The organism is Caballeronia sp. LjRoot29, from assembly GCF_964252755.1.
Classification (GTDB): domain Bacteria; phylum Pseudomonadota; class Gammaproteobacteria; order Burkholderiales; family Burkholderiaceae; genus Caballeronia.
The window spans coordinates 1-12,801 of sequence record NZ_CAXUPU020000016.1; the positions used below are offsets into that span (position 1 = coordinate 1).

The 12,801-nt window shown below is 60.4% G+C and carries 10 protein-coding genes; 5 read left to right on the plus strand and 5 right to left on the minus strand.

The window, feature by feature from the left end; genetic code table 11:
• Window positions 1–222 precede the first annotated feature (222 nt).
• Window positions 223–1,272 carry an ABC transporter substrate-binding protein gene (locus ACSQ83_RS18340; protein ID WP_414949365.1) on the plus strand — a complete coding sequence of 350 codons (1,050 nt, stop codon included), beginning with the start codon at window positions 223–225 and terminating at the stop codon, window positions 1,270–1,272.
• A 74-nt stretch (window positions 1,273–1,346) separates the two neighbouring features.
• On the opposite strand, the gene ACSQ83_RS18345 is transcribed toward ACSQ83_RS18340, so the two are convergent.
• The 4 genes from ACSQ83_RS18345 to argH all read right to left on the minus strand — a co-directional run bounded on the left by ACSQ83_RS18345 (window position 1,347) and on the right by argH (window position 5,368).
• A complete protein-coding gene (locus ACSQ83_RS18345; protein WP_436229132.1) occupies window positions 1,347–2,183 on the minus strand; it encodes an ABC transporter substrate-binding protein in 837 nt (278 codons plus the stop codon).
• Window positions 2,184–2,255: 72 nt separating this feature from the next.
• Complete coding sequence (locus ACSQ83_RS18350) at window positions 2,256–3,020, minus strand: amino acid ABC transporter ATP-binding protein (protein ID WP_414949368.1); 765 nt, start codon at window positions 3,018–3,020, stop codon at window positions 2,256–2,258.
• Window positions 3,021–3,056: 36 nt separating this feature from the next.
• Entirely contained in the window at window positions 3,057–3,941 is an 885-nt protein-coding gene (locus ACSQ83_RS18355; RefSeq protein ID WP_414966748.1) for an amino acid ABC transporter permease, read from the minus strand.
• The gene (gene argH, locus ACSQ83_RS18360) at window positions 3,935–5,368 is read right to left on the minus strand and encodes an argininosuccinate lyase (RefSeq protein WP_436229133.1); all 1,434 of its coding nucleotides are present in this window, start codon (window positions 5,366–5,368) and stop codon (window positions 3,935–3,937) included. The genes ACSQ83_RS18355 and argH overlap by 7 nt, the downstream gene beginning before the upstream one ends.
• A gap of 186 nt (window positions 5,369–5,554) precedes the next feature.
• On the opposite strand from argH, the gene ACSQ83_RS18365 reads away from it, so the two are divergent.
• Complete coding sequence (locus ACSQ83_RS18365; RefSeq protein ID WP_414949372.1) at window positions 5,555–6,433, plus strand: LysR substrate-binding domain-containing protein; 879 nt, start codon at window positions 5,555–5,557, stop codon at window positions 6,431–6,433.
• A 162-nt stretch (window positions 6,434–6,595) separates the two neighbouring features.
• On the opposite strand, the gene ACSQ83_RS18370 is transcribed toward ACSQ83_RS18365, so the two are convergent.
• Window positions 6,596–6,730 carry a hypothetical protein gene (locus ACSQ83_RS18370; RefSeq protein WP_436229134.1) on the minus strand — a complete coding sequence of 45 codons (135 nt, stop codon included), beginning with the start codon at window positions 6,728–6,730 and terminating at the stop codon, window positions 6,596–6,598.
• 34 nt (window positions 6,731–6,764) lie between these two features.
• On the opposite strand from ACSQ83_RS18370, the gene ACSQ83_RS18375 reads away from it, so the two are divergent.
• From ACSQ83_RS18375 to ACSQ83_RS18385, 3 genes are read left to right on the plus strand one after another with little or no spacing between them, the layout of a single operon-like run.
• Window positions 6,765–10,016 (plus strand): efflux RND transporter permease subunit, encoded by a 3,252-nt coding sequence (locus ACSQ83_RS18375; protein WP_414949373.1) that lies wholly within the window; start codon window positions 6,765–6,767, stop codon window positions 10,014–10,016.
• A gap of 15 nt (window positions 10,017–10,031) precedes the next feature.
• Window positions 10,032–11,261, plus strand: coding sequence for an efflux RND transporter periplasmic adaptor subunit (locus ACSQ83_RS18380; RefSeq protein ID WP_414949374.1), 1,230 nt, complete (start codon window positions 10,032–10,034; stop codon window positions 11,259–11,261).
• Between the two features lie 35 nt (window positions 11,262–11,296).
• Window positions 11,297–12,769, plus strand: coding sequence for an efflux transporter outer membrane subunit (locus ACSQ83_RS18385; RefSeq protein ID WP_414949393.1), 1,473 nt, complete (start codon window positions 11,297–11,299; stop codon window positions 12,767–12,769).
• Window positions 12,770–12,801: the final 32 nt, after the last annotated feature.

The following is a 12,801-nucleotide window of genomic DNA, read 5'->3' on the forward strand; positions in this document are numbered from 1 at the left end:
GCGCCGCCACGCGCAGTGGCTAATAGTGATAAAGAAAACAGCTAACGTATAACCCGCGAAGACTTGGAAAGCAGCAACCCGGCATTGACTCAGGCCGCTAACACCAGAACCTAACAACCCGGCATTGACTCAGACCGCTAACCCCAAAACCTAACGCCGCCACACCAAAAAAAATTTCCAAGAAGTACGAACGAAACCACCCTGTGAGAAGGAGTTCAGTAAATGAAAGCGTTTCATACAGTAGCCACCGTTGGCATTGCCGCCCTGTGCGCAGCAGCCTTCACCTCCGCGCAAGCCGACACTAAAACCATATACATCGGCATGAACGGCGGCCCAATGGAAAAGGCCTACACGAGCGAAGTCCTGCCAGAATTCGAAAAGGCGAACAACGTAAAAGTGGTCGTAGTCCCAGGCACATCCTCAGACATCCTCGCCAAGCTCCTGGCGAACAAAGCCAAACCACAAATCCACGTAGTGTTCCTCGACGATGGCGTGATGGCCCGCGCAGTCAGCATGGGCGTCTGCCAAAAACTCGACGATAGCCCCGAGCTCAAGCAGCTCTACCCGTTCGCGCGCATGAAGGACGACATCGGCGCCGGCGTGCAACTCGGCATGACCGGTATCGCGTACAACACGAAACTCTTCGCGGCCAACGGCTGGGCGCCGCCCACCTCATGGCTCGATTTCGCCGATCCGAAATACAAGGACAAGGTCGTGTTCCAGTCGGCATCGAGCAGCACGTTCGGCCTGCACGGCTTCCTCATGATCAACCGCCTCGAAGGCGGCTCCGAGAAGAACGTCGAACCGGGCTTCACGAAATGGCAAAGCACCGTCGGCCGGAACGTGATCGAATACATCCCGAACTCGGCAAAGATCTCGGAGATGGTCCAGACCGGTCAAGCCGGCCTGTTCCCGCTCACCCCGACCGCAGTGGGTGACCTGCAAGCGAAGGGCATTCCCGTCGCCTACGTGAACCCGAAGGAAGGACCGGTCCTGCTGCTGGTCGATGAATGCGTGGTGGCAAACAACCCCGATCCGGCGCTCGCGCAAAAGCTCGCTCAGTTCATGATCTCGGCATCGGCACAAAGCAAGGCAGCAAGCGCCGGCCGCCAGATTCCGACGAACCGTCAAGCAACAATGCCCGACACAATGCAGAAGCAACTCGGTAATCTCGATGACCTCGTGAAGAAGGTCAACGTGGTCGACTGGGACGTGATCAACGCAAATCGTCCGCAATGGGACGCGCGCTGGAATCGTCAAGTCGAAAAATGATCTGAATCCTGATTAGCAAAACGGGCGTTGTCAGGGGTTTCCCGGCAACGCCCGTTTCCGTATACACCGCCTTCTTATTCCTTCGAATTGATGATGACCCTCGACACCGCATGCTCCTGCAAGCCCCATTTCTTCAGGATCTTCGTATAGGTGCCGTCAGCAATCAGCTTGCCGAATGCCTGGCTCAGTGCATCGTTTGAAGCCGGGCTGTTCTTCGACATGCCAATAGCCGTGTATTGCGACAGGAACGGCTGACCGATCGGCGCATACGCATCTTTCTCAAGCGTGTTCTGGTACGGCAGCGTTTCGCCGCCTTGCACGGCAGCGTCAATGCGTCCCTGGCGCAACTGCAGGCGAGCGTCGGCTGAGCCATCCGTACCCACAACTTGCACAGCCGGTTTCCCTGCCTTGACGCAGTGCTCGTCGCTCCACGTCTTGATGTCGTCGGGCCACGACGTGCGGCGGCTCGCGCCCACATGTTTGCCGCACACTGTCTCGATCGATGGGAAGTCGCCAGCGCGCGCCTTCAGCGTATAGAACTGCGGTCCGGACTTGATGTAATCAAGAAAATTGATTGCATCACGACGCGTCGGCAAATCCGTCATGCCGGACAAAATTACATCCACCCGATGCGTGGTCAGCGCGCTCATCATCTGGTCGAAGTTGGTCTCTTCCCACTTGAGCTTTACCCCCATCTTCGCGGCCAACGCGACACCTAAGTCGACGTCGAAGCCGGTGAGTTCATCGGATGCCGGGTCCTTGTATTCGAACGGCGGATAGTTCGGCACGATAGCGGCCGTGAGTGTGCCGTTACCCGCGACTGGGGTCTGCGCATGAGCCAGCGACGCACCAAGCGATACTGCGCCAAACGCGATGCTGACAAGAGTTCGCCGGAATAAGGATTCGATCATGAAAAGTCGCCTGAACGTGAGGTTGACGAAAATGAAAGGGTATAAAAAGCCGCTGCAATACGCGCCGTGGCGCTAGGAAAGCACAGCCGAAATGAACTCTTGAGTACGCGCTTGTTCTGGTCGCGACAACACCTGTTCCGGCGAGCCGCTTTCGACCACCTTGCCCTGATCCATGAAGACCACGCGGTTCGCCACTTCGCGCGCAAAGCCGAGTTCGTGCGTGACGACGATCATCGTCATGCCGCTCTTGGCCAGATCACGCATCACGCTCAATACTTCGCCTACCAGTTCGGGGTCGAGAGCGGAAGTGGGTTCGTCGAAGAGCATGAGTTGAGGGTGCATGGCCAGCGCCCGCGCGATGGCGACACGCTGCTGCTGGCCACCCGACAACTCGACCGGAAACGCATCGCATTTGTGAGCCAGTCCGACACGCGTCAGCAACGCGCGCGCTTCTTCAATCGCCTCGGACTTTTTCTTCTTCAATACCTGGACCGGCCCTTCAATCACATTTTCCAGCACCGTCATATGCGGAAAAAGATTGAAGCGCTGGAACACCATGCCGGTTGCAAGACGTTGACGCGCCATCTGCTTTTCAGAGAGCGGATACAGCTTGTTCTCGACGCGCCGGTATCCGACCAGTTCGTCATTCACCCACAGCGCACCGCCGGAAATGGTCTCGAGCTGGTTGATACAGCGCAGGAAGGTGCTCTTGCCCGAGCCGGACGGACCGATGATGCACAGCACTTCGCCCTTCGCGACATCGAGGTTGATGCCGTGCAGCGCCTGGAACTCGCCATACGACTTGCGCAGGTCGACCGCTTTGACTAATGGATTCATGGTTGAGTGGTTCGCGGTTGAGTGGTTACTTTTCTGCTATTGCTTCGCGGGTGGGCGGCCCGCGCCTCGCGCGAAGCGTCGTTCGACCCGCGACTGCAGCAAGGAAAGCACCGTGACAATGACCAGGTACCAGACGCCCGCGACCATCAGCAATTCGATCACGCGAGCGTTCGCATAGTAGATGTTCTCGGCGCTGTGGAGCATTTCCGCGTACTGGATCACGCTTGCCAGCGAGGTCAGTTTCACCATGCCGATCAGTTCGTTGCCAATAGGCGGCACGATCACGCGCATGGCTTGCGGCAGAATTACACGGCGCAGTGCCTGAAGCTTGGGCATGCCGATCGACTTCGCTGCTTCGTACTGGCCGGTGTCCACCGAGAGCAGGCCCGCACGCACGACTTCCGATGTGTAGGCACCCTGATTAATCCCCAGTCCGAGCAGGGCGGCCAGGAACGGCGTCATGATGTCGACGGTGCGGAATTCGAACAGGCCGGGAATGCCCATGACCGGAAACACCAGCGCGAGGTTGAACCACAACAACAATTGCAGGATCACCGGCGTGCCGCGAAACAGCCATACGTAGCCATGCGCGACGGCTTGCAGGACCGGGTTGGTCGAGAGCCGCATGATCGCAACGATGACCCCGAGCACAATCCCCAGCGCCATCGCGAGGATCGTCATGACGATGGTATTGCCAAGGCCCTTGAGGATCGACTTGGCTGTCAGGAACCGCCCCACGACGACCCAGTCGATCTGCCCGCGCGCAAACGCCACGACGATATAGGCCACGATCGCAACGATAACGACCGAGGCAAGATACCGCCCGTAGTAGCGACGCGGCACGTGCTCGAAGTTAGAAATATCGGTGAAGCTGTCGTTGTTGCCGGCCGCCGATACGCGGTCGTTCGAAGCACTCAGCATGAAGGTCCCTTGTAGTGAGCCGCCCACGCGACTTGTTCTTCAATAGCGCTGCGCAGGCGCGCGATCTGTTCGCTCACGCGTGCCGGCGCCGTGCCGCCATAACCGCTGCGCGCCGCCACCGCGGCGTCCAGCGTCACGTGATCGAGCACGCCGGGTTCAAGTCTCGCATCGACCGCTGCAAGCGTTGCCACGGAGACATCGCCGAGTTCAATGCCCTGCTGTTCGCAGGCCCGCACCAGCGCGCCGGTGATCTCGTGCGCTTCGCTGAACGGCACGCCACGCAGCGCGAGCCAGTCCGCGACTTCAGTGGCGAGCGTAAACCCGAGCGGCGCCTGACGCCGCATTTCATCCATGTTCACGCGCATGGTGCGGATCATACCGGCCATTGCAGGCAAGACAAGATCGAGCGTGTCGATACTATCGAACGCGGCGATCTTGTCTTCCGCGAGGTCACGGTTATAAGCGAGCGGCAGCGACTTGAGCGTCGCGAGCAAGCCACTCAGGTTGCCGATCAACCTGCCAGCCTTTCCACGCGTCAGCTCGGCAATATCCGAGTTTTTCTTCTGCGGCATGATCGAGCTGCCGGTGGCATATGCATCGTCGAGTTCGACCCAGCGAAATTGCCGCGACGTCCACAAGATCACTTCTTCCGAGAGCCGCGACAGGTTCACCGCGAGCATGCTCGTGATGAACGTGAACTCTGCAACGTGGTCGCGCGAGGCGACGGCGTCGATGGAGTTTTCGCACGGGGCCTCGTAGCCGAGTTCCAGCGCGGACAGATCGGCTCGCAAGCAGATTGCGGACCCCGCCAGCGCCGCCGCGCCTAATGGAGAACGCGCGCTGCGGCGATCCCAGTCCACCAGCCGGTCGACATCGCGATAAATCGACTGCGCATGAGCGAGCAACTGATGCGCGAAAACAATCGGCTGTGCCGGTTGCAAATGCGTAAAGCCGGCGGTGATGGTCTCCACATGCGCCTCAGCCTGTTCAACCAGCGCGTGTTGCAATTCGATCACGGCCAACGCGAGCTTGCGAGCCTTGTCGCGCAGATATAAACGCAAGTCGTTCGCCGCTTGATCGTTGCGTGAACGGCCGGCGCGCAGCTTCCCGCCGATTGCCTTGAGCCGCTGGGTGAGTTCGCGCTCGAGGAAGGTATGGACATCTTCGTCGGCAAGGATAGGGGCGAGGTCGCCCGCGACGAACTCGTTCTCTATCTGCTGCATCGCGTCGAGCAGTTGCTGTAGCTCGTCGGCGGTGAGGATGCCGGCGCGTTTCAGTTCTTTTGCATGCGCGCGCGAACCGGCGAGATCGTAGGGCGCAAGACGGAAGAAGCTCGGGTCCGAGCGGGACAGGTTTTCAAGCGCCAGCGATGGACCTGATTTGAAGCGGCCGCCCCAAAGGCGTTCGGTTGTGTCGGTGGTGTTCATGCGTTTGCCTGGAAAGTGCCTATGAGTGCTTCGGAATGACGATCAGCTTGTGACCCAGCTTATGACTCAACTTATGGCTCCCAGCTTACGCAAACAAATTTTTTGCTTGTAGAGAGAATTAAATTCGCTTTAAATCAAATTTTTCTCAGCATCTTCCCCGTTTCCCACGTTCTCCGGATTTACCCGATGCGCTATCGGCTGCCCCCGCTCAATCCCCTGCGTGCCTTCGAAGCCACGGCGCGCCATGGCACCGTCGCGAGCGCGGCGGCAGAACTCAATGTCACGCCAAGCGCCGTGAGTCACCAGGTCCGTGTATTGGAGAGCACCCTTGGCGTGGCGTTATTCATTCGCTCGAAGGCGCGGGTGAAATTGACACCTGCCGGCGAGGCGCTGCTGCAGCCGGTCAAGAACGCGTTCGACATGATCGCAACCGCTGTGGTCAGGCTCGAGTCGCCGGTCATTGCGGGCGATCTGGTGGTGTCGGCTCCCATGTTGTTCACGTCGCGGTGGCTCGCGCGGCACATTGGCGACTTCCTCGAGCAATTCCCCGCCGTTAACTTAAAACTGATCCCGTCCAACGATGATAAGGAAATCTATTCATCCGACGTCGACCTCTGCGTCCGATACGGCGAGGGCCGCTGGCGCGATCGCGACGTCAAGCTCATCACGCATCCGGTCCTGTTCCCGGTCGTGAGTCCCGCGTTGATGAACGGGCCGCGCGCGCTTCGCACGGTGCAGGACCTGGCGAACCGGACCTTGTTCTGCGAACACGCCGGGTCGTGGATGCGATGGTTGGCAGAGGCATCGGCTGACAAGCTCGAAGGTTTGCGGATCCTTGAAATCGGCATTGCGCATGTAGGAATCGAAGCTGCAATACGGGGACAAGGCGTAGCATTAGGCGATAGCTTTTCCGCCCGCGACGATCTCGCCGACGGCACGCTTGTTCGCCCGTTTCGTATCACCGTGCCGGCCAAGCATGCGTATTACTGGGTGCGCCGGCATGAGCTCACGGAAGCGCCGATAGTGGCTGCTTTTGTTTCATGGGTGGAGTCGAAACTGGCGTGAAGCCTTCTATTTTTATCGGGTATGAAAATCATCCCGATTGCACGAAAACGTTTGCCTCTGAAAAAACTGAGGAAAGATTTGTTTCCTGACATTTATGCCATTTTCGCGCCATGTAGGCGTTGGCACGCGCCCGTTAAGATCGGTGCGTGAGTAGCCTTCTCGCTAGCCTGTTGGCTGCATGAAAGGCCGCACGGCTTCGCGCCGCACTCGATCCGGCTCGCCGTGTGCGACATGCCGCTTGGGGTCTCGGCTTGAGAGGCCCTGCCTGAACGGCGTCGTTGCATTCCAGCGGTTCATTTTTTCCTTTCCTGCTTTTTTCGAGCGCGTCTCAATGTGGATCGTCAACGTTGCGCTAAAGCGGCCCTACACGTTTATCGTGATGGCTATCCTGATCCTGTTAGCGACGCCGTTTGCGCTCCTGACAACGCCGGTCGACGTCCTGCCGGAAATCAACATTCCTGTCGTCAGCATCATCTGGACTTACACGGGCCTGTCGGCCGAGGACGTGGCCAACCGCATCACGCAGGTCAATGAGCGCAGCCTGACGACCACCGTCAACGACATCGAACATATCGAGTCGCAGTCGCTGCCGGGCATCGCCATCCTGAAGGTCTTCCTGCAACCCACCGCGAACATCCAGACTGCCATCGCGCAAACGGTGGCGGTCGAGCAGGCGCAGTTGAAGCAGATGCCGCCAGGCGCCACGCCGCCGCTCGTGATCAGTTATTCGGCCTCCAGTATTCCGGTGATCCAGTTGGGATTGTCGAGCACCACGCTCTCCGAGCAGGACCTGAACGACACAGCACTGAACTTCTTGCGCCCGCAACTGGTGACCATTCCCGGTGCGGCCGTGCCGTATCCGTACGGTGGCAAAAGCCGGCTGATTTCGGTCGATCTCGATACACGCGCATTGCTGGCGAAAGGCCTGACGCCTTCGGACGTAGTGAGCGCGTTCAACGCGCAGAACCTGATCTTGCCGACCGGCACGGCCAAGATCGGGATGAAGGAATACACGATCAACATGAATGGTTCGCCGGCTACCATCGCCGCGCTGAACGACATTCCGGTGCGCACGCTCAATGGTGCAACCACTTACCTGAGAGAGGTCGCGCATGTACGCGACGGCTTCTCTCCGCAGACGAATATCGTGCGTCAGAACGGGCATCGCGGCGTGCTGATGTCGGTGCTGAAGAACGGCAGCGCGTCGACGCTGTCCATCGTCGATTCTCTTTATGCGCTGTTGCCGAACGCCCGCGCTTCGTTGCCGCCGGACCTCACGATTACGCCGTTGTTCGATCAGTCTGTGTTCGTCAAGGCGGCCGTGCAGGGCGTGATTCGCGAAGCGCTGATTGCCGCTGCATTGACGGCCGCGATGATCCTGCTGTTCCTCGGCAACTGGCGCAGCACCTGCATCATCGCGGTCTCCATTCCGCTGTCGATCCTCTCGTCATTGCTCGTGCTGCATGCGCTCGGGCAGACCATCAACATCATGACGCTGGGGGGACTCGCGCTGGCGGTGGGTATCCTGGTGGACGACGCAACGGTGACGATCGAGAACATCGAGCGGCACTTGCACATGGGCACGGACCTGCATGAGGCCATTCTTGAAGGGGCCGGCGAAATCGCGGTTCCCGCGCTCGTGTCCACGCTGTGTATTTGTATCGTGTTCGTGCCAATGTTCTTCCTGACAGGCGTGGCGAAATTCCTGTTCGTGCCGCTCGCTGAAGCCGTGGTGTTCGCGATGCTCGCCTCGTACATCCTGTCGCGTACGCTGGTCCCCACGCTCGCAATGTTGTTGATGGGCCACGCGCACAAACCGAAGAACGGGTCGAAGCCGAATATATTCATGCGGCTGTATCACCGTTTCGATGCCGGGTTCGAGCGCATGCGCGCCACCTACATCATGATCCTGAGCACGCTGCTCGTGCGGCGCCGCATGTTCGCATCGGTATTTCTCGGTTTTTGCGTGCTGTCGGTAGGACTGGTGTTCGTGCTGGGCGAGGACTTCTTCCCGACTGTCGATGCCGGCGATATCCGCCTGCATATGCGTGCGCCGACCGGCACGCGTATCGAAGAAACTGCGCGGCTGGCTGATCAAGTGGAAGAGGTGGTTCGGCAGGTCGTGCCGGCGGCCCAGCTCAATACAATCCTCGATAACCTCGGCCTGCCGTATAGCGGTATCAACTTGTCGTACAGCAACGCGGGCACGATCGGTACGCTCGACGGCGAGATCCAGGTCGCGCTGAAGCCGGACCACGAGCCCACGCAGAACTTCGTGGACAAGTTGCGCGCGGAGTTGCCGCGGCGCTTTCCGGGCGTCGAATTTTTCTTCCAGCCTGCGGACATCGTCACGCAGATCCTGAACTTCGGTTTGCCGGCCGCTATTGACGTGCAGATATCCGGCGCGAACCAGCAGGGTAATTTCGATGTAGCGGCGAAGCTGATGAAGGCGATCCGGCGGATTCCCGGCACCGTGGACACGCATATCCAGCAGAAGCTCGACGAGCCTGCACTCAACTTGCAGATGGATCGCACCCGGCTCCAGCAACTCAACCTGACCGCAAGCAACGTTGCACAGAACGTGCTGATTTCACTGTCGGGCAGCTCGCAGACAGCGCCGGGTTTCTGGTTCAACAACAAGAACGGTGTTGAGTATTCGGTCGCGGTGCAGACGCCTCAGTACCAGGTTTCATCGATTGACGAACTGCTGCGCACGCCGGTTTCCGGCAGCGCCAACGGGCCCACGCAACTGCTTGGCAACCTCGTGCAAGTCACGCCGAAAAACCAGTTCGCCGTGGTGACGCACTACAACATCCGCCCCGTCATTGACGTGTTCGTGAGCGTGGAAGGGCGAGACCTCGGCAGCATCGCGAAAGAGGTCGACAAGCTCGTGGACCAGTCACGTGCCAGCCTGCCGCGCGGCAGCCAGATCATCGTGCGCGGTCAGGTCGCGACCATGCGTTCATCGTTCTTCGGCCTGGGTGTCGGCGTGGCGATGGCGATCGTGCTGGTGTACCTGCTGATCGTGGTGAATTTCCAGTCGTGGGTCGACCCGCTGATCATCGTCAGCGCGTTGCCGGCGGCGCTTGCCGGCATCGCGTGGATGCTGTTCCTCACCGGCACGCACCTGAGCGTTCCGGCGCTGACCGGCGCCATCATGACGATGGGTGTCGCGACCGCGAACAGTATTTTGATGGTGGCCTTCGCGCGCCAGCGGCTGCAAGCCGGTGCGCCGCCGCTGACCGCGGCGCTTGAAGCGGGGGCGAGCCGTATCCGCCCGGTGCTGATGACGGCCTTCGCGATGATCATCGGCATGATTCCGATGGCGCTCGGGCTTGGCGAGGGCGCCGAGCAAAACGCGCCGCTCGGCCGCGCGGTGATCGGCGGATTGCTGTTTGCCACTGTTTCCACACTCTTTTTCGTGCCGCTCGTGTTTGCGGGTATTCACAGCCGGCTGGCCCGGCGGCGTGATCGTCTGGCAGGTGACGACGATCACGGCGGCGGTAGTTCAGGCGGCGGTTCAGGCAACCACCCAAGTCACGACGGCCCCAATCGTGGCGCCGGCGAGCATGCTCCAAGTTAAATATGGCTGACTGATATGACAGAAAAATCTCATGCTTCGCTAGCGATTCCCGCAAGGGAAACCGAGGACGGGCACGCGTTGCCGCCTCGCGGCCGTGAATGGAAACGGGCGAAGATCGCCATCATCGTGGTGCTGGTGCTGCTGGTGCTGGGCGCCGGGCGCACGGTGGTGTCGGACATCATGCAAAGCCACTCGGTCGCTGCGACCTCGCAGCAAAACGCGAAGGTGTACGTGAATGTTGTCTTGCCCAAGCAAGCGGAGGGCGGCGGCAACACCCTGCTGCCGGGCACGCTGCGCGGTTATGTGGAGTCGCCTATCTACGCACGCGCTACGGGTTATCTGCTGCACTGGTATGCGGATATCGGCACACGGGTGAAGCAAGGGCAATTGCTGGCCGATCTCGATACGCCTGAGATCGATCAGGAACTGAAGCAGGCGGTGGCGCAACGCGACCAGTCGTCATCCAGTCTCGTGCTCGCAAAAAGTTCGTTCGAGCGCTGGCAGCAATTGCGTCAACGCGATGCCGTCTCGCAGCAGGAACTCGATGAACGCCAGAGCACCTATAACCAGGACGTGGCGAACCTTGCGGCTGCCAACGCGAACGTGCAGCGTCTGACGCAGCTTGAATCGTTCAAACGTATTACGGCGCCGTTTGCTGGCGTGGTGACGCAGCGCAATGTGGATGTAGGAGACCTGATCGATGCTGGCAGCGGCGCGAGCCGTGCGCTCTTCGCACTCGCGCAGTCGGACCCGCTGAGAGTCTATGTTCAGTTGCCGCAGGCTTACGCCCAGAACGTGGCGCAAGGGCAGGATGTCATCGTCACGCAGGCGGAGTTGCCGGGCCAGCAGTTCCACGGTTCGATCGCTCATATCTCCGGCGCAATCGACGTCCCGACTCGTTCGCTGCAGATCGAAGTCCGCCTGCCCAATCCGGACAACAAGCTGCGACCGGGTGCTTACGTACAGGTCGCGCTGCCGGCGACCGTGCGAGCGCCTTTGCTGGTGCCGGGCAACGCGCTGCTGTTCCGTTCCGAAGGACCGCGAGTTGCCGTGGTCGATCAGAACGGCAACGTCAACCTGCACAAGATCGTGATTGCGCAGGACCTGGGGCCGTCGCTGGAGATTGAAAGCGGTATTGAATCGACCGACAAGATCATCATCAATCCGAGCGACTCCATTGCGGACGGCGACCATGTGCTGATCGCGCCGCTTAAGCAGCAGCCTGCCAAGAAGGGGACGTCGTGAAGCGCGCGCGCCAGTGGCCGATTCGGTCGGCACGGCTGAAGACCCTGATCACCAGCACGACCGTTGCGGCATCCGGAGCGTTGCTGCTGTCCGCGTGCACGGTTGGGCCGGACTACAAGCAGCCTCACGCCGACACACCGCCTGCGTGGCATACCGACGGATACTGGCGCGTCGCCGAGCCGTCGCACGCGCCGATAGACCCGCAATGGTGGACCAGTTTCGGCGATGACTCGTTGAATGGCTTTGAACAGCAGGCGCTGGCGCAGAACCAGACGCTCGCCGCCGCCAGCGCGCATTACGCGCAGGCACGGGCGACCCTCGCGAACAACAAGGCGCAGCAGGTGCCCGAAGTTGACCTGGGCGCTAACGCATCGCGTTTCCGGATATCGCAGAACCGGCCGCTGACCAACTACGCGACGCCGACCCAGTCGACGGTGCAGAACAACGTCCAGGTCGGTCCGACCATCGACTACGACACGGACCTGTTTGGCCGGATTCGCCGCGAAGTCGAGGGCGCGGAAGCGTCCGCCGAACAATCACGCGACGATCTCGCCAACGCGCGGCTCGTGCTGACCACGGACTTGGCGAGCGACTACTTTTCGATGCGCGAACTCGATGCCGAGATCGACGTGCTGAACCGGTCGGTCGTCCTGCAGCAGAAGGCGCTGGACTACGTGACGACCGAGCATGATCTCGGTTCGGTGTCCGGGCTCGACGTGCTGCAACAGAAATCCGAACTCGATTCCACGCGGGTCCAGGCTCGCTTGCTGCTGAACCAGCGCGCCCAGTTCGAGCATGCAATTGCTGCATTGATCGGCGTGCCAGCACCGCAGTTCGCGATTGCCCCGAAGGTGATCGCTACTACCGTCCCCACAATACCGCTCGGACTGCCAAGCGATTTGTTGCAGCGTCGTCCCGACATTGCATCGGCTGAACGCGCGATGGCGGCCGCCAACGCGCAGATCGGCGTGGCGAAAGCCGCGTTTTTCCCGAGCCTTTCGCTGACCCCGGGAATCGGCTGGGAAAGCACGCAGTTCGCCAGCCTGTTGAGCGCGCCCACGCTGATGTGGACGTTGGGCGCCGCACTCGGACAAGTCGTCTTCGATGGTGGCCGGCGCGCCGCCAATGTCGACTTTGCAAGCGAGGGTTATGTGGCGAACGAGGCAATGTATCGCCAGACGGTGCTCAATGCGTTCCAGCAGGTGCAGGACGGCGTGACCGGATTGTCGGTGCTCGACGCAGCATCGAAGGAATCGCAGGAAGCCGTCACCGACGCGCGGCGTCTGCTCTCGCTCGCCAACGATCGTTATTCGGGCGGCCTGGTTGCCTTCCTCGACGTGATCACCGCCCAGCAGTCGCTGCTCACAAGCGAGCGTCAGGATGTGCAGATTCATGGCCAGCAATGGACGATGTCGGTGTCGCTGGTGAAGGCGCTGGGGGGCGGCTGGGATGTCAACACGGCAGCAGCACCGGAGAAGACGGCGGCGGCGACCAACCCGCCAAACTGATTTGACACGCGAGTGACGTGATCCGCACGGTT